The sequence below is a fragment of the Weissella muntiaci genome, assembly GCF_008107635.1.
In the GTDB taxonomy this organism is placed as follows: Bacteria; Bacillota; Bacilli; order Lactobacillales; family Lactobacillaceae; genus Weissella; species Weissella muntiaci.
Window position 1 is genome coordinate 78,576 of the sequence record NZ_SDGZ01000015.1, and the last position, 20,459, is coordinate 99,034.

5 protein-coding genes are annotated in these 20,459 nt (G+C 45.1%); all 5 read right to left on the minus strand.

Annotation, left to right across the window (positions count from 1 at the left end; all coding sequences use genetic code 11):
• Positions 1-13 precede the first annotated feature (13 nt).
• Entirely contained in the window at positions 14-661 is a 648-nt protein-coding gene (locus tag ESZ50_RS06660) for a deoxynucleoside kinase (protein ID WP_148622791.1), read from the minus strand.
• Positions 662-1,045: 384 nt separating this feature from the next.
• The gene (locus tag ESZ50_RS06665; protein WP_148622792.1) at positions 1,046-2,644 is read right to left on the minus strand and encodes a glycosyltransferase; all 1,599 of its coding nucleotides are present in this window, start codon (positions 2,642-2,644) and stop codon (positions 1,046-1,048) included.
• The gene (gene asp1 / locus ESZ50_RS06670) at positions 2,644-4,158 is read right to left on the minus strand and encodes an accessory Sec system glycosyltransferase Asp1 (RefSeq protein WP_148622990.1); all 1,515 of its coding nucleotides are present in this window, start codon (positions 4,156-4,158) and stop codon (positions 2,644-2,646) included. Before asp1 ends, ESZ50_RS06665 begins: the two co-directional genes overlap by 1 nt.
• 24 nt (positions 4,159-4,182) lie before the next feature.
• A complete protein-coding gene (locus ESZ50_RS06675; RefSeq protein WP_148622793.1) occupies positions 4,183-7,596 on the minus strand; it encodes a coiled-coil domain-containing protein in 3,414 nt (1,137 codons plus the stop codon).
• A gap of 498 nt (positions 7,597-8,094) precedes the next feature.
• A complete protein-coding gene (locus ESZ50_RS06680; RefSeq protein ID WP_148622794.1) occupies positions 8,095-20,262 on the minus strand; it encodes a KxYKxGKxW signal peptide domain-containing protein in 12,168 nt (4,055 codons plus the stop codon).
• Positions 20,263-20,459 lie beyond the last annotated feature (197 nt).

Consider the following 20,459-nt stretch of genomic DNA (forward strand, 5'->3'; position numbering starts at 1 on the left):
CAAAATCTACGCTCTATTTCAAGCCCAGGTCTGCAACCTTTTGGTCGATCAACGCTAATACGCTGTCCGCAGCATTAACATCTTCCACAAAGTCAAATTCATCACCATCAATCATCAACTTTGGTGAACGATCATAAGCCTCAAACCATTGGCTATAGTGTTCATTTAACATCTTATAGTAGTCATACAAGCCGGCGTCGTGCTCGATTTGCTCGAAATCACGACCGCGCTTTTGAATCCGTGCCAACATTGTGTCAAAGCTAACATGGATGAAAACCAATAAATCTGGTGTCTTAACTACCGCTTGATCTGAGAAATCAACTTGCTCCATCATGTTGTCCAGCAAATCACGATAGATATCAACCTCAACATCGGTTGCTCTACCTTGTGCTGCCACCGTTTGGAAAAGTAGGAGATCTTCATAAATCGAGCGATCAATCACATTTAATTGACTCCCCTGCGCGTCACGAATGTTATCCATACGCTTATTCAAAAAATAATTTTGCAACAAAAAGCCATACTTTTTTTGATCTTCATAGAAGAGCGGCAAAATGGGATTATCATCTACAGATTCATAGTAGGCGTTACTTCCAAAGTGGTCTGCTAGTAAATCTGTAAGGCTGGTTTTTCCAGCGCCAATTGTCCCCGACAAAACAATCATTTTATTTTCCGCCCTTTTTTTAATTTCATAATTTTATTTTAGCAAAAATAACGCTAAGTTACACTGCTAATTATTATGAAAATCTTTTCAAGTCATTTTCACTCATATCAAGGTTCAATCAAGACTAAAGTTTAACCTACTAATCTTAACAACAATCCCGCACCTTTCGGATTACCAGCCTAACCAGCCTAACGACTAGCAAAAAAATGCCAATAAAATTGTGGTTCAAGCACCAGCGGTAATCTTATTTACTGGATTTACAGATATGACGCTTCGATTATCTCTACAAAAAAACACCCATATTTCATCATTTATGATGAGCTACGGGTGAATTCCAACCAGCAAACCAAGGCGCTGAATGTCCTCCAACAGCTTCGTCGACTACTAATCTAAACCTTTGGTAATTCGTGTCGGATAAACTAGCTTCTTTTTCTTTGCATCATTCAGCAAATGTTCCCAAGCCTTCCAGACGCTCTCTTCGGAAAAGCGTTCCGAAAGCGTATAAGACGCATTCGACATTGTCTGAAGTTTCTTATCATTGCTAAAAAGTTCGACCAATTTCGCAGCCATCGCCTCAATGTCACCAAATGGCACTACATAGCCATTCTTACCATCAACCGTCAGCTCATTCGGTCCATAATTCACATCATAAGTTAGCCCAACCATTCCATGACTATAAGCCTCCATCATTGCCAAATTGAAACCTTCCATCATAGAAGCCAAACCATAAACTTGATGCTCTCGCTGAACCTTCGCTACCAATTCAGCGTCAGCATACTCGTGATGGGTAACCGCATCTTTTAAATCATATTCCGCAATCGCTTCATCAATTGCCTTTTGTGCGGCGTTATCTTGGCTATGATCAACGTAACCATAGTAATCTAACGTAATGTCAGGAATCGTTTCTCTAGCAATCCCAATCGAGCGAATAATATTATGAATTCGCTTATCATGGGCCACACGTGCGGTGACCAATACCGAGTGACGTTTACGATCCTTGATTGCGACATGTTCTTCTGTCAGATAAGCCTCAGGCACAACTCCAACCGGAATCGTAAAGAGCTTTGCCTTTGGCTCAAAACGCGCTTTAACGTCCTTCGTCTGCTTTTTAGTTGCCGAAATAATCGCATCATAGGTATTCGCATTCGTTAAACCGTACTCATAAAAGTTATTCATTATCGAGTGCATCGTATCTTGGGCATCACCTGCATGTGAATTATGCAGATGTAATACCGTATACGCAGGTCGCTCCAGATTTTGCAAAGCCCAGTCACCAACATGAGTCCGATCCATAATGAAGATGTTCGCCTTGTGATCGTCCCAATATTGGGCATTAATTCGATTAAAGAAATGTAGTGTCAACTCATCAATTGTCGCAAAAACATAAACAGCACCACTATCTTCTGTCAAACGCCATCCCATTTTACGGTACACACCTTGAGCATCATAGCGATTAAAAGTCTCTAACACCGGTCGGCCATTAATGTCGTGCCAAACTTCAGTCCCGACTTTATTATCTGGCGTATACCATTGCACGAGACTCAAAAAACCTCTAAAATCGTAAAATTCAACGCTGTACAGGTTTCCAAATCCATCGAATAACTCAACCGAACTAACTCGTTCGGCCTTATCGTCAGGATAATACCTCACACGACCAATCAGGGCATTATCGCGAAAAACCAAATAACGTGATTGCTCAGCCTCTTTCTCATACCGTAGGCCAGTCACACCAAAGTCGATGTCTTGGACGTGAATAATCTTTGTTCTGACCTTCTCAGTTTTTTGGAAATAATCAAACATTACCAAAGTCTCATCAGCAGAGACACCATTGGCCTTCAAGAAAGTATGAATATGTGGATTCCACTCACGGAAGACTAGTTTAAATGGTTCTTGATGTTTTCTAAAAAGTTGAGCACGTTTCAATTGAGCATGCTCAATTCCAGAGTTCTTTTCATTAAAGCTTGAATTGATAAAAAATAACATTAGACTTCCTCTCCCACGATCAGGTTTTTCACTTGCTCTTGAGCCGCAGTAAATCGCTCCCACGCATGTACCATGTTAAATGACTGCGCCTTTTGATAAGCCGCCTCAGTCATCTTCGAAACTAAGACATTCGCAAGCACTTGCGCTGCTGGACCAAGTTGACCATAAGGAACTAACATCCCAGTTCGTTCGGGATCAATCAATTCACGCGGACCATAATTAACGTCATAGGCAACCACAGGCACACCATGATTGAGGGCCTCCAACATTTGCATCCCAAAGGCTTCGCTCTCCGAAGTAACTAAAAGCGCACTCGCCTCATCCAATGCCTCAGCGATGACCTCTGCAGGCTGATACTCTTTAAATGTAACTGTCTCCTCTAATTGCAAATCTTTAATTCGCTGATCCAGTTTTTCTTTAATCTCTGTTGGTGAGAAATAACCATAAAAGTCGAGCGTCACATCTGGCAAAACCGTCTTAACCTTTGCAATAATCTCCAAAGCATCCATCGGCTTCTTTTCGCCAGAAATCCGGCCTAGAACAATAACCTTATGTGCCCGTTCTTCCTTGTTCAACACGACCTCATCTGCATAGGTATCTGGCAAACTCAAAACACGTTTAAATGAATAAATCCGCTCAATATCCTGCTTCTGAGCCTCAGTTGGTACGATAATCCCGTCAAAAGCATCTTTATGAATTTCAAACATTGGCTTTAGGTAGTCTGGCAAAGCATGTGCAGATGTTTGACTCTTTTGCAATCTGTAATGAATATTATGCAGATAATTCCATTTCCCTTTAGCACCAGTTACGTTTGCAACTGCCGTAACCAACGAAGGACGATCATTGATTAGAACAACCTCATCTTGTTTAGCCAACTCATCTAAGAAGAAAGTAAACATCTCGTCTTCCGAGTTAAAACGATATGCCTTACCTTGGTAATCAAGCAGCTTGTACATTGTCGGTGCAAGCTTCTCTTTGATATTCATATGCGTTATTTCAATCTTAGGTTTCCCGGCCCGATCGAAGAATACCTGCGTACCGACTTCTGCTCCTAAATGGAAGTATTGCGTACTAGATTTAAAGCCACGTCGATCCCAAACATCCTTAGCAACAGTAGAAAATGCGTCGTTATAATATTCGATTGATCCCACTAACCCAACCGTCGAAGGTGCTATCAAAACCTTACCAACCATTTTGCCGGCATGGCGAATCTCCGAGACATTCGCATCAATCCCCTCGATATGATAAGTCGTCTTATCGATTGCGTTCACAAACCGAGCACTCACATCTTTTTCATCAGTTGCTGTAAGCTCTTGGAAATAATCGTACATATTAACAACATCGGCATGTGATAAATCTAAACGTTCCAAGTCGGCTGAAAGATTCGCATTATAATTACGAGTTACAATCTTAGCTGGACGTTGATGTGCACGAAAAAGTCGTAACCGTTTGAGAGCTGAAAACTCTGTTCCTGAATTAAACGTAAAAACATTCTCATTGATAAAATAATTCATTGCTGACATAAAAATTTCCTTTTCTTAGACAATCGGTTGAATCTGTTTCTCTTCAACAGCCTTTGGTTGATGAAGTTGTGGAGTGTATGCTTGCACCAAGCTGGGTTGATCGATTTGTTCAGGTAATTCACCTAAAACATCAATTTTTTCGGGAGCTTCTGGAGCCTCAATCATCATAAATTCGCCAATAAAAATTGATACATCCAACTGACTGTCATCAAAAGTAAGGTCAACATCCGAGAATGCCAAGACATTATCCCAATCATCCAGAATGAGCGGATTCGCAATCCGTTCAAAGTTTTGCACCCGTCGGATAACATCAATCAACGAACTATCCTCTGATAGAACCGATCGCAGTAACTCAACATTCTTTTCCAGCGCCTTTTGGTAATGTGCCTTTACCTTTTCACCATCAAAAGAGAAGTCCTCCATTTTAACGGCGGAAACTCCAATCTTTGTAACCTCGCCCATCGCTTTAAGCTCATCCTTCAATTTCGCAATGCTAGTGTTGTAATCATGAATAGCACCAGCGAAGTCTTGGCTGATTTGATCAACTTGACTATCAATTAAGGCATTGATCCGGTCGAAATATGCTGTTTGAATCTTTTCCTGAAGCCATCCAAGCGTTTGAGGCTTTTTAAGCTCAGTTACTGAAAGTCCGGTGTATTGTGAGATAGGTGAAATATTGCGGAAATTGCTATTGTAGATGTCACTATAATTTGCTAACGAATTAATTGAGTCAATAATTGTACCCAAACCTTCTTTTCCTGATAATTCCAAAGCAATCTTACGTTTGAGGGCGTTATTATTTTGCATGGTCGTCTGATAACTTTGAACCACGTTGGCAAACAGGGTTTCGCGTTTACGGTACTCTGTTTGCCACTGTTCAACCTGGCCCTCTAATCCCAGATGGAACAATTTAATCTCCGTACCGAGATGTGGTACAACACCTTCATTCAGCTGTGCAATTCGGTCGCCACCGGCTTTAAGGAATGCATTGGCCTTTTCTTCGTATTTCGCCAGACGTTGCTCTAACTCCTGCACGTTTCCTTTCAGATTCTCATTAATTGTTTGAAAATCAGCCAACCAATCCGAAACTTTAGGGGTACTCTTCAATTTGAAACCTTCATCGCCAACTGCAAGTAATTCGGGGATATTAAATTCATCGACGTAGTTATCCCCTGTGGCCTCGTTAATTGGAAAACTCAACTGACCACTTGGATAGATAAATTTCTTCATCTCATCCAACGTTTGATTGAAACTCAAACGATAATCCGTCAATTCTTTATAAGCAACTTGAGCATCCAAATAAAAAACATTTACCCGATCGTAGTATGTCTTCTCTGCTTGGTAATGCTCCAGATCAAGCTTAAATTTATTGCCATATTCTGCGTCAAAACCAGTCAACGCACTATATTGCTCCATTAATGGACTAAAGGCTGCAGCAACTTTCTCATATTTTTCAATCAGTTGTTGTTGGAGTTCTACCGTTTGTTCATGTAATGGTCGATGTTCATCAAAATAAGCCTCAATCCCTTCATACTTACCCTGCAAGGACTGATACTTACTTTGATTTTCTTGATAAGTAGCGTGAATCTCGTTGAATAGGTTCTGTGACTTAATTTGAGTGCTTTGTAGCAAATCCGTCGTCGTCGTAATCTTTTGTGCAACGCCGTCAATTGATTCCTCTACCTTTCCTTTCTCCTGTTCAGCCGCATCAAGCCAACCTTTGAGCTGATCCAACTCAACCTTAGTGGCATCAGCCAACTTTGTCTTTTCATCAAAATTGCCTTGTGCAGCTTTCCACACCGTCTCCGCCTCTAAGTAGCGGTTTTTAACTTGGAAATGTTCTCCTTTAAGTGGATCAAAGTCTGCCTTAATTGCTAGATAATCATCTTTTAGTTGTACAAAATTAACCTTAGCTTGTTCGGCCTGTTGCTCATCCAAGGATTGCGTTGCAAGTAATTGGTCATAACGCTCATTCAAATGTTGAATTGCCGCTGTTACTTTTTCCTTAGCAAGCTGCACCTTCTTGAGTTGCTCATCACTGCTAGTAAAAGTCGCATATTTATTGTCAAAAAGTGCTTTCATTGCAATGAAACTTTGCGTAACTTCTTGGAAAATTTGATCATCAAGTTGATATTCTTGCTCAACTGGTAATAAATTCTTGCGTGCGGCTTCTTTTTGAACCGCTACATCCTCGACGCCCGTTCTAAGCAGTTCAAGTAAGTGTTGTTGCTTGGTATCCTTTAGTTCGCTCGCCTCATCATAGCTTTTCTTGATTTCATTATATTGAATATCCGCTTCGTCATACGCATGTCTTAAACCGATATATTCGCCCTTGGTCTCTTGGAATTTTTTTAAAAACTCCTCATATTGTGCAACCACCATTTTAAAATTCGGTGCCACAAAGTCGTAACTGGCCTGATTAATATCGACCTGCTGTTGTTGCGCAGTCACGAGTTCCTCAATATTTTCAAGTTCCGCCTCTTTGCTTTGTTTTGACGACCTTGTCTTCGTCAAGGATTGGTTTAAACGATGCCAACGGGTGATCCGTTGATCTGCATCTAAATATTCAATTTTGGCACTATTAAAGGCTTGCTCTTCAGCCAAGTAACGTTGATGGAGAGCTTCATAGACAGCCGAAAGTTGTAGATAGGCCGCATGTGTTTGCTCAAGCGATTGTGCGAGCTCTTCATTCCCATTTTTTAATTGATGATACTCGGCATCCTTTTGTACATAACTCTGCATAAGCCCTTGAACTTGAGACTCTTGTTGAACCAACAATTCCTTTTTAATCTCGAGCTCAGTTTGTGCATCATATTGATCCACCTTACCCTCAGCAAAAATCTTCGCAAGTTTTTGATAATCACGATACTGATCTTGATAGACAGCTTCACTCGTCTCAAAAGCAGCCAGCTCATCGCGATAGTCAGTTCGTTTCTTATTTAGGGTCGCTAGTATCGCATCAAACTGCTCCAATAAAGCCTGATAACTCTTGAAATCAGCATTATATTCATCCACCTGAGTAAGATATTGTTGCTTTTCTGCAAAATAAGCGTCCAAATCCCTTTGATAAGCTTCCTTGCTTTCTGCGACTTTAGCTTCCTCCAGCTCAGCTGTCATTGTGATATCTTCAGACGACTGCTCAACTTCCGTGACTGGTTCTTCAACGGGTGCCATCATCTTTTCCTGATCGGCTACGTTTTCCGACTGCGCTGCATTCGCCCAATCAGTATCATAGGCCACCGTCATTTGGTCTTTTTCGACCAAAGTGGCTTCCAAGGTTTCTGGCATATTCGTTCCCTCAGACTTAGAATCAGCTTGTTCAACTATCAAATCATCACTGGTCGTTTGTTCCATCTGCACCGATTGCTCCGAATCAGTTTTTTCTGTTTTAACTGAAAGTGATGCTTCTTTTCCTTCAGCTGTCGGCAAGGACACGGGATCTCTAAAATTTGAAAAAATTTCTCTGAATTTTGACATTTTGTTCTGATATTCATCTTATCGTTACCGTAAAATAAATATTCTACTCCTACTCATATATTTAAAATTTTTCATTACCGAGGAAAATCTTATGAACCATCAACCCTTAATTACATCAAGCATGCAACTCAATCCGATTGCCTTCATCGAGGTGACCCTCGCTATTCAAATCCACCCTTTCTCAATCAAGACAAATTAGGCTAAGCGTAAGTTCACATTTCCATATAGAGGATGCTCCAGCTTCCCAGCCAAATAATCTCCATCACATTGAACTTATGGCAAACATTCAGGACTCTGTATCTATATTGTCATTTCGAAAGATGTCAAAAGCTAATCGCTAGATACAGTACCCCTAGCTATCGGCTCTTACTTTAAAAACCGATAGCTAGAGGTACTCTATTTTTCAATAAAGTATCTCTATATTCAAAGTACTAGCTACTTTGAATAAAACTAATTTTCACGACGCTTTTCATAACCAAGAGCCAAAGCTAGTGAGAGCAAAGCTGCCCCAGCAGCCGCAATCTCAGCACTTTCGGCATCATCAGTTGTTCCTGTAGCAGGAAGCACAGCGGCAAAGCCACTTTGAAGAGTCGCTTTACCAGCTCCCGTGCTCAAATTTGCAACCGTTGCACTCGTTGTCGAGTTAGCTACATTTTGACTAGCACCTTCACTAGTTACGACGTTATTTGAAACATTACTATTATCCATTGCACCACCATTACCCGATGCACCCATTGAGATATTACTGTTTGCAATGCTACTTGCAACACTTAGTGCATCATTTGCAGCACTCTGTGCTTTAGCGGCTTCTGTAGCGGCCAGGTTTGCCTCTACTTGAGCCTTGGCAGTCGCACTATCACCTAAGGTAGTGTTCCCGTTCTTGTAATAATCAGCGGCAGCCTTTGCATCAGCTGCGGCTTCTGCAGCAGCTTGATTAGCAGCGGCATTTGCTGATTGAGCGATCACATTATCCGAAGCAATTTGTGAATTATCTGGATATTGTGATACTAGGCTAGCCGTTACATCAGCAGCGGTTGAAGCATTTCGTGCATCCTCTGAAGCTGTCGTAGCGAGCAAGTCAGCTACAGAACTATTACTTGCTGTTGCTCCCGACTTTCCAGCCAGACTATCCGCAACACTCTGAGCATCATTTTCAGCGCTAGCCGCTTTAGCAGCTTGTGTAGCAGCGTCAGCAGCTTCACTCTGTGCTTTAGCAGTTGCACTATTAGCACTTGCCAAATTACCAGCAGCAAGGAAATCGCTGGCAGCCTTTGCATCAGAAGCGGCGGCGACCGCATCAGAGTTAGCAGCAACACTCGCTGACTGAGCAATCACATTATCTGAAGCAATTTGTGAGTTGCTTGGATATTGCTTAGCTAGGCTTGAAGTAACAATGGCAGCGCCACTCGCAATCTTAGCAGCTTGGCTGGCCTCATTCGCAGCAGTGCTTGCAGCAGCGTTGCTTGATGGCGTGTAACTGTCATTCGGATCTGTTGTCGTGGTTCCTCCGTTATTTGGATCCGTTGTTCCACCATTGTTTGATGAAGTGGCTCCATCCTTAACGAGACTATCCGCAACGCTCAACGCATCATTAGCAGCACTTTGCGCCTTAATTGCTTCACTAGCGGCTGAATTAGCTTCCGTTTGTGCCTGAGCAGTTGCACTGTTTCCTGAAGCAACGTTTCCGTCCTTGTAATAAGAAGCAGCGGCGGTCGCATCAGAGGCGGCATCAGTTGCATCCTTAGCAGCAGCGGTACTTGCTGACTGGGCAACTACGTTGTCCGAAGCAATTGCTGAGTTAGTTGGGTATTGCGTTACCAAGCTCTCAGTCACTCCGGCGGCGTTACTTGCAGTCGTTGAAGCATCGGCAGCAGTTGAAGCAGCCAAATCGGCGGCTGAATTATCACTTGGTGTTGCACCAGGCGTTCCAGCTAGGCTATCCGCAACTCCTTGCGCATCATTCTGAGCACTAGTGGCCTTAGCAGCTTGAGCCGCCGCATCAGCAGCTTCACTTTGCGCTTGGGCAGTTGCGCTATTCGCACTTGCCAAGTTACCAGCAGCTAAGAAGTTACTTGCAGCAACCGCATCTGAGTTAGCCGCAATCGCGTCATTTGAGGCGGCGACTGAGGCAGACTTAGCGATCACGTTGTCGGAAGCAATGCTTGAGTTAGTTGGATATTGTGAAGCCAAGTTCGACGTCACAACCGCGGCTTGACTAGCAATCTTAGCGGCAGCATCGGCTTCGTCAGCAGCATTACTTGCGGCCGCATTCTTAGCAGCGACACTCGTTGAGATACTATCCGCCACGCTCAAGGCATCATTGGCGGCACTTTGAGCAATCACAGCTTCACTAGCAGCAGAATCAGCTTCCTTTTGTGCCTGAGCAGTCGCACTGTTTCCTGAAGCGACGTTTCCGTCCTTGTAGTAAGAAGCAGCGGCCGTCGCATCAGAGGCAGCATCGGTCGCATCCTTAGCAGCAGCGGTACTTGCTGACTGGGCAACTACGTTGTCCGAAGCAATTTCTGAGTTAGTTGGGTATTGCGTTACCAAGCTCTCAGTTACTCCGGCGGCGTTGCTTGCAGTCGTTGAAGCATCGGCGGCAGTTGAAGCAGCCAAATCGGCGGCTGAATTATTACTTGGCGTTGCACCAGGCTTTCCAGCTAGGCTATCCGCAACTCCTTGCGCGTCATTCTGAGCACTAGTGGCCTTAGCAGCTTGAGCAGCTGCATCGGCAGCTTCACTTTGTGCTTGGGCAGTCGCGCTATTCGCACTTGCTAAGTTACCAGCAGCTAAGAAGTTACTTGCGGCAACCGCGTCTGAGTTGGCCGCAATCGCGTCATTTGAGGCAGCGACTGAGGCAGACTTAGCAATCACGTTGTCAGCAGCGATACTTGAGTTAGTTGGGTATTGTGAAGCCAAGTTCGATGTCACAACCGCGGCTTGACTAGCAATCTTAGCGGCAGCGTTGGCTTCGTCAGCGGCATTACTTGCGGCCGCGTTCTTAGCAGCGACACTCGTTGAGATACTATCTGCCACACTCAAGGCATCATTGGCAGCACTTTGGGCAAGCACAGCTTCACTAGCAGCGGAGTTCGCTTCCGTTTGTGCCTGAGCAGTCGCACTGTTTCCTGAAGCAACGTTTCCGTCCTTGTAATAAGAAGCAGCGGCGGTCGCATCAGAGGCGGCATCATTTGCATCCTTAGCAGCAGCGGTACTTGCCGACTGGGCAACTACGTTGTCCGAAGCAATTGCTGAGTTAGTTGGATATTGCGTTACCAAGCTCTCAGTCACTCCGGCGGCGTTACTTGCAGTCGTTGAAGCGTCAGCAGCAGTTGAAGCAGCCAAATCTGCGGCTGAATTATCACTTGGCGTTGCACCTGGCGTTCCAGCTAGGCTGTCCGCAACTCCTTGCGCGTCATTCTGAGCACTAGTGGCCTTAGCAGCTTGAGCCGCCGCATCAGCAGCTTCACTTTGCGCTTGAACAGTCGCGCTATTCGCACTTGCTAAGTTACCAGCAGCTAAGAAGTTACTTGCGGCAACAGCGTCTGAGTTAGCGGCAATCGCGTCATTTGAGGCGGCGACTGAGGCAGACTTAGCGATCACGTTGTCAGCAGCGATACTTGAGTTAGTTGGGTATTGTGAAGCCAAGTTCGATGTCACAACTGCAGCTTGACTAGCGATCTTAGCGGCAGCGTTGGCTTCGTCAGCGGCATTACTTGCGGCCGCATTCTTAGCAGCGACACTCGTTGAGATACTATCTGCCACACTCAAGGCATCATTGGCAGCACTTTGAGCAATCACAGCTTCACTAGCAGCGGAATTCGCTTCCGTTTGTGCCTGAGCAGTCGCACTGTTTCCTGAAGCAACGTTTCCGTCCTTGTAGTAAGAAGCAGCGGCAGTCGCATCAGAGGCAGCATCAGTTGCATCCTTAGCAGCAGCGGTACTTGCCGACTGGGCAACTACGTTGTCCGAAGCAATTGCTGAGTTAGTTGGATATTGTGTTACCAAGCTCTCAGTCACTCCGGCGGCGTTACTTGCAGTCGTTGAAGCGTCAGCAGCAGTTGAAGCAGCCAAATCTGCGGCTGAATTATCACTTGGTGTTGCACCTGGCGTTCCAGCTAGACTGTCCGCAACTCCCTGCGCGTCATTCTGAGCACTCGTGGCCTTAGCAGCTTGAGCCGCCGCATCGGCAGCTTCACTTTGTGCTTGAACAGTCGCACTATTCGCACTTGCCAAGTTACCAGCAGCTAAGAAGTTACTTGCAGCAACCGCGTCTGAGTTAGCGGCAATCGCGTCATTTGAGGCGGCGACTGAGGCAGACTTAGCGATCACGTTGTCGGCAGCAATACTTGAATTAGTTGGATATTGTGAAGCCAAGTTTGATGTCACAACCGCAGCTTGACTAGCAATCTTAGCAGCAGCGTCGGCTTCGTCAGCAGCATTACTTGCTGCATCATTTGATGGCTTACCGCTATTAGTAAGACTACTTGCAACACTCTGAGCATCAGTTGCGGCACTGACTGCAATATCAGCTTCATTACTTGCTGCATTAGCGGCACTAACAGCAGAGTCAGTGTTGCCTGAGGCAAGATATGAGTTTGCATCAGCAGCATAGCTTGAAGCAGCAATCGCAGCTGATTGAGCGATCGTATTATCGCTCGCAATCTCACTATTTGATGGATACTTAGAAGCCAAGCTATCAGTAATCACGGCAGCTGAACTAGCACGATCCTTCGAACTAGCTGCAACTGGACCGGCACCCATCAAGCTAATCGCCTCAAGTTGTGCCTCACTAGCAGCAGAGCTGGCGTCAGCCGCAGCCGAACTAGCACTATTCAATTGAATTGCTGCATCACTGACCGCATTTGAAGCATTCACAATATCTTGCGCAGCGGCGGCGCTATTACCAGCAGCAATATCTTTTGCAAGTGCATTTGAAGCACTCACTGCTACACTGGCATCAGATGATGCTAGGCTAGCGGCTTTACTTGCAAGGATTTGAGCATTGCTAGTAACAACTGCATCAGAAGCAATTGTCGAATCAGCTGGGAAGCTCGAAGCAAATCCTGAAGTCTTTGTGTTGTCTGATGTTGCAATTGAAGCGTATGAACTTGCAGCACTAGCGTCCGATACGGCCTGAGATGTTAACACAGTTGCCTCAGTTACTGCATCAGGAGCAACCGTAATCGTCAAAGTCGCTGTTGTAGCGTAGTTCGCCGTCACATCATTTTGCGCAATGAATTGGTAGGTAATGACATAAGTTCCAGCCTGAGTTGGCGTGAAGCTCGTACCAGGTGTAACCGATGTTCCAACTAATGCAGCATCAGCACTTGGTGCAGCAGTAACTTTAATCGTCACCGCATTTGGTCCGGTTGCCGGTGGCGTTGTCTCCGTCACTGGATCGGTTGCATTAAAGTTTGGCAACGTTACGGCTTGACCAACCCTAGTGGTTGTAGCATAAACCTGCGGATCAGTTGTGCCAAAGGCATCCAAACCGATTCCACCAACCTTAATCATCCCAGAACCAGGACCTCCACCAGTGATTGGGTCAGCGACAGAAACATCTGCATAGAGGCTATATCCGTTCAGACCAGTTCCGTTAACATTAAAGCTCAAAGTTGTAAGACCGTAACCATTGTTGTCAACGGAGATCATGCCCTTAACAGTGCCAATTGCCTTGGTTGTTCCATTAGCTGCCACAGCGTACAAGGTTGCCGTTGCTGGAGTATTTGAGCCCGCGTCAATAACATCCTTGCTGACCATCACTGGTACATAGACGAATTGATTACCAGTCGCGATTACTCTTGCAGGGGCAAAGACTGTTACGGTTGTCGTAGCATTTTGTTGGGCAGTCGCCATACTTGCAGCAACTGACGCAGCTGAACTAGCAATCAAAGCTACCGAATTTGCAACTGAAGTTGCTGATGCCAAGATTGAGTTTTGCAATTGTGCGTCAGTAATGTCGCCAGCTGATAAGTCAGTCTCCATTGCCTTGGCGGCACTAGAAGCATCACTTGCGGCCGAACTAACCACAATTTCAGCACTGCTTGCCGTTGAATTCGCAGCAATCAGTGGCTTGTTTGTAGCATATTCACTACCAAGCGCTAATACAGATGCGGTCGTTGACGAAGCAACACTAGCATTTGATGAAGCAATTGAAGCAGCGGTTGATGCTGAACTTGCGGCGCTTGAAAGTGCTGAGGCAACAACACTAGCAGCAACTGAATTATTTGGTAGATTTGATAGCGACTGACCCGTCAAGATAAGGGCAGCACTCATTGCATCAGTTCCTGATGCAGCAGCGACTGCGGCTGAAGTTGCCAAGGCCGAAGCTGAGTTTGCAGCATTAATTGTATCGGTTACAGCCGAAGTCATCGCAGTACCTGCCGATGCGGCAGTCGAGTTAGCCGAAACAGCCACAGCACTATCAGACTTGAAAGCAGTACTTTGTGAAGCAGCAATCGTCCGCTCAGCAGCGGCACTCGAGGCGTTACCCGCCACAGTATAAGATGCTGCTAATGAAGCAGCTGTGCTAGCAGCAACTGATTCTGAAGTTGCCAACTTATAAGCCGAACTAGCGGCTGAAGTTGCGCTGGTAACAACCGTCTGCAACTTTGTAACGTTAGCCGCGTCGGAAGCGGTTGTTGAACTAGCCGCAACCACGGCAACTTGTAAGCTCGACGCTGTACTTGCGGCTGTGCTGGCAGCACTTGCTGTACTCTGCAAGGCCACATTACTTGGATCAGATGCCAGTAGACTGGCGGCCACACTTGATGCAACTGAAGCAGTATAAACTGCATCATTCGTTGCACTAACAGCGGAGCTCGCTGTTTGCAAAGCATTTGGAATTGCAAAGGTCATATTCGACTGCAAATCAGCCAAAGCTGAACCTGCTGACATTGCAGCTGTGTGAACGTCCTGCATGGTTGCATCAGATGTTGCAAGGGCAATGTTATTTAGATAGGCCTTCGCTTGATCCGCTGCTAATGAAGCAGTTGAGTAAGCAACCATCGCATCATTGGCATATGAATTTGCCAAGGTTACATAGCTTGACGCAACTGCGGGCGCGGTTGCTGCTGCGGCAGCTGATGAGGCCAACTGTACCAACGCGTAATCAGTCGTCAAGTTCATCTGAGCAGATATTGCTTGCTGTTGGTAAACCCCGATCAAGCCAGAATCAGTTGTAATCTGCGTTACAGCACTATTAGCTACCGCTAGTGCACTGTTGGCTTGGGCGGCCAAGGTTGGGTAAGCTGAAGCAATTGAGTTCAACGCCGAAACCTGACTTGCAACTGTTGCAGCATAACTATTCGTTGCCGCGGCGGCTGAAGCAGCTTGTGAGCTAAAGTTCACACCGGCAAGACTGTTCAGATTTGCAACTTCACTTTCAAACATTGAAGTCTCAACTTGCATCGTGTTCAAAGTGTAACCCTGAACATAGATATCAACACTATTGCTTGCCGCATTCGTGCCGACAGTCGTTGCCTTGTTCAAAGCATTATTCACATTAACCAATGAGTTATAAACATAACCACTTGGCATATTATTTGCCATGTAGTACGAATTATTGAAATAAATCTGGTTATTGTAATTAGCGGGTGCCAATGAAGTTCCAGCCGCCTCTGATCCAGCAGTCGTGACTGAATCAGTTGGCACAACTGTTCCAGTTAAGGCATCAATATACCGATACGTAACACTTTCAGGAGCACCATATACATAAACCGTATAACTACTGTTCTTTCCAGCAATTGGTACAACTGCAAAGGATGCTTGCGTACCACCTGAAGCAACTTCACTACCGACAGCCCACATATAATTACTTGGCATATAAGACACGGCAAATTGTGAAGTCATCAAGTTGATTGTTTGACCAGCCAAGTATTCGTTAGCGGCAGCCGAGCTAGCCAACACAACATATGAGGCATACGATGACAAACCATTATTAGCCATATTTTGTGCATTAGTTGATGCTAATGAAGCGGCTGTTGAATAACTTGTAACGGCTGAACTTGCAGAACCAAGGGCTGCAGCGCGGGCGCTGTAACGAACTTCTTGTGAAACGGCTGCTGAATAAGTTGTAAAGGCTTGTCCAGCTGAAACGGCTGCAACACTGTAACTTGATGCTGCAGTGCTATAGCTCAACGCAGCCGTTGAATCACTGGCAGCTGAAGTTGACCAGTACGTGTATGAGGCTGTATCTGATGCTTGTTGTGCTTGTGCGGCCGTCAAAGCAGCTTGAGCAGCTGCCAAACTATTTTGATAAACTGTCAACGTTGCCGTATCAGCAGCCGTTGGCGTGTTACCAGCTGCCGCAATTGCATTCAACAGTTGAGTTTGGAAGTTAACGGCTGAACTCGCCTGGCTAACAGTTGTCGAATCAGCTGAAACCTGCGCATTATCTGCAATGACTGCATTTGAGTATTGACTAGCTGACGTTGATTCTTGCGAGGCTTGCGTTGATGCAGATGTCTGATTAGCCGTTTCGGATTGCGCATAAGACGTTAAGCCAGCTGAACCGAGTGTTGCTGCCAGACTTGTGTAGTACGAGGCTGATGCACTGTCAGACAAATATGGATTAATTGTGTTTGCTGATTGAGCAATTGCCGTATTCAAAACCGCATTTGAACTAGCTTGTACAAAGGTTGTTACCATTGATGCAATCGATGCTACTGCTAGAACGTAATTTGAAGCCGTCTGCAAATCGGCATAATACGAAGGCGCTGCTGATCCCTCTGACGCTGCTTGCGCATAATATGAAGCCGCCAAACTCGATTGATCCGTACCCGAAGCGGTATTGATAATCGCAAAGTAACTTGAAGCAGCTGTACTATATGCCAAATACTGTGGATCGTTCGTGGCTTGGTTATAATAACTAACCGCCGAAGCCGAATCACTAGCATAATTTGCAGCATAGCTACCTTCTGCCACAGCGACAGATGATGCGCTAGAAGCCAAACTCATGTAGTAACTAAAGCTTGATGAAGCCGCTGATGAGTTCGTAACTGCTGAGTTATAAGCATCTTCATACGCTGATGACAGATTAGCGAATGAGCCAACATAAAGTGAATTAGCCGAGCCAGTAACCGGATCAGTTGCGGTTGTCAAGACTGTCGCAACTGAACTCATCGTATCAGTGTTCGACTTAGCAATTCCCGTGTAATAGGCCGAATTCTCTTGATTAACATTAGCCGTATAACTAGCCGCTGAAGCTGAATAAGCTAAGCAAGATGCCAACTGCGAACCTTGTGCCAGTGTTGATGCCACTACTGAGGCGCTTGATGCCATCGAGACATAACTTTGATAAGCATTCTGTGGGAAGTTAGCTGCAAGGCTGGTAAAGGTTGCGGCTGAGGTCAAGTTACCTTGATAAGCCGAAACAAGTGCCACTAAGCTACCATAAGAAGCCATCGCAGTTGCGTTACCAGCTGTTGAAGCACTTGAGTAAAGTGACATATAAACTGCCGACTGTGAAGCCGCCTTAGCAGCATAACTACTTGCCGAGGCACTATCACTAGCATAACTTGCGGCGGTTGATCCTTCTGAGATTGCTAAATTCTGATAACCGTATGCCAATGAAGCAGCTTGAGTATAAGTGGCAACTTGGTTAGCCAATGATGCATAACTAGCGGCTACACTTGAGGCACTAGCATAAGAAGCATTCGTTGAGCCAAGACTACTTGCCAACGATGCGGCACTGCTGGCCAAGGTTGTGTATTGCATTGCAAGTGAGGAGGCAGTTGCCAAATCACTTACTGCTGTGTCGCTATAAGTTGCCAAAGAATTTGGTAACGCTCCAGCTGCTAATGAACTAGCCTGAGCTGCGTAACTTGAAGCAGCCAATGAGTAGCTGTTATATGAAGCAATCGAGTTCGGATCTGCACCTGAAGCGGCTGAATTAGCCAAGGCTTGGTAAGAACTTGCCATACTTGAATTAGCATTGTAATCAACGGTATAGCTTGCCAAGTTTGATCCATTGTTGTCTGTGTAAGTATAGGTAATTGAACCAACTGGAACAGCAGCAATTGTCAAAGCACGGTATCCATAACCAAGGACATTGCTTGTAGCTGTGCCACCAGCCACTTGGGTTGTACCGTTATTATAGTAAGTCAAGGTCGTGAAGGTACCTGAGTAGGTTCCATTAGCCTGATTACTAGTCGAATTACCATTTGTCCAAGATTGGATTGCACCATTCGTTACATTGAAACGTGAATTTCCATCCACATTAATAACTGGTCCACCAGTATTAGAGTTATTGGCCTGACCGTCCACCAAAGTCACCAACTTTGGTGAATTAATGTTCATGATGGCTCCATTACCCCAAGAAGATTGAAGGGTAATTGCCTGGCTGTTATATTGAGCCGTTTGAATATTCAATGTGGCACCAGGTGCAAAGTTGGCAATCGCATCACCTTGCAAACGAATTGATCCACCGTTAGTTTGACTATTCGTCAAATTAAGCGTGAAGTTCTGGCCAAAGTTGAAGCTACGTGCGGCAACCTTTGTTGGACCATTATTGTTATTGTTTGGATCAGCCGTGATGCCCGCCCAATTCCCACTAGCAAGACCATTGTAATCATTTCGGTTTTGCCAAGTTGAAGAGAAGCCAGGTGTTGATGTTACGTCAGTTGTATCAAAGAAGTGTTGATACCCTGATTGATTCCATGTAACGTTATTACCCATCGCAATGTTCTTATAAGCGCCACCAATTGCGTCGTTATAAGTGTAATTGGCATTGTTATAGTAACCATTCAAGTTAACAATCGCACCATCACCAACATTGAAGCTTTGGTTGTACTTTGCGGTTGCATCAACTGGCTTGTTACTTGTATTTTGCCAAGCATACTGTTGCCAGCCATTCCCTTGGAAATCAAAGACTGGTCGATTTTGATTTTGAGAAGCTTGAGTATAGTTGATTTGAGCATTGTTAACGATGTTAACAGCACCAACAACACCAATTCCAGCACGGGCCGTTACATTGACGTTACCGAACAGCGTTAAACCGCCATCCTCGTTATCAACAAGCCGTGTTGCTTGGGTGTTGTTATTAGCATCGTTGGTTCCATCGAGTGTTAAGTTTCCAACCTGAACATCCCAGAATCCATAACGCCCAGTTCCATACATCGCATTTGCAGTACCGTTACCAACGGCTGCAATCAACGCATCACCATTGGCTGCATTTCCCGTATTGTATGCATAGTTGTTAGCTGCTAAGAAAGTTCCATTATTCAACACGAATGTTGCGCCAACAGAAGTTGGCGCGATAAATTCGTAAGACGCCAAGCTATTAACTAGGGCAATCTGCGAGTTATAGCTCGCCATCGAAGCCGCACCAGTTGTACCATAACTTGCTCGAATCATTGATGAAGCAAGACTATAGGCTGAACTATATGATGAAGCCATTGCCGAAGCTGTGATTCCAACTTGTGAGTTGTAAGCACCGTTCGTCATTGGCCCATACGATGCACCTGGCAGAGTTACAGCGCCAGCATTGTTAGTTGAACCACCCAATAGGAATTGGGTATTACCCATATTAACGGTATAGCCACCACCATCAATGATGACGCTAGTTCCACGAACACCAAAGTCAGATGCAGTTGCATTTGAGGCCGCCGAAATATTTGATCCAATCTGAATAAATTGGATTTGTTGATTTGTATAAGCCGATGCCAAGCCTGACCAAGTCGTAACATAGGCATAAGCATTCGATTGTGCCGCGGCGGCTGCCGCTGAAGCCTCATTAGTAATAACCGTTGGTGCTGCAATAGTTACAGCGGTTGAATTGCCGACTGTCGACCCTGCCGAGATAATCGATGAAGTTGTATCAGGTGCTGATGCAACGCTCAAGGATGTCTGATTAGCAGTTGTTGAAGTCGCTGCTGGCGTTGGATCACCAAACAGCATATTTGCTTGCAACATGTCACCTGACTTTACGGCCGACGAAGCATAACTAAAAAGCAAGCTACCTTGAGCAAGCCCTTGAGCGTTAACTTGTGCTGTCGACGAGGCTGATGCGACAGTCGTTCCAGTTGTAGTATCAACTAAAGTTCCTGTAACAGGTTGCGTCGTATTGGCCTCATTAGTGTCACCTGTAACCGTGAAGGTCTCACGACCAGTTGTGGTGGTATCAGCCTCGTATGATGCTGAAACTGTTCCATTTCCTGGTAAGGCACTACTTTGAGCAATGTTGCTTGATGCAACAACACTCGCAGATGAGGTGCTTGATGTAGCACTTGGACTTGTCACGCTGCTGGTCGTTGATGTTGCGCTTGAACTCGTTACGCTACTTGTCGTTGATGTTGACTGAGCACTCGTGCTCGTTGTTGACGTTGAAGTAGCCACTGTGGAGCTACTAGCAGAGGTGCTCGATACAGCACTCTGTGAACTTCCACCACTACTTGCTCCCGACGTAGGCGTTGTTGTGCCTACGGCGGTCACTACTGCACTATCAGCATAGGCTTGCGGAACTTGTAGAGTTTCATAAGCCCCACCAGCTAGTAATACTAGCGATGAAGCATATAGCCATCTTTTCCCAGATTTCCATGCTCGAAAGTGAGTATTTTTACTAGATCTCTGTGGATGCATTTGCTCCATGATCTCTAAAATTCTCTCATCACTCATTGTTTTTCTTCCTCTCACTCATTCCTATAGACCTATTGATACATTCAATATGATATGTATAGAATTAATTAAATTATAGCACGTTGACTAATTTTGTCATTAAAAAACCAAGATTTAAGTATTGTTTTGATACTGAAAATTCACTTATCAGTTTTATAATCAGTCCCTATCAACATAAAAAGCGCAAACCCCTTTAA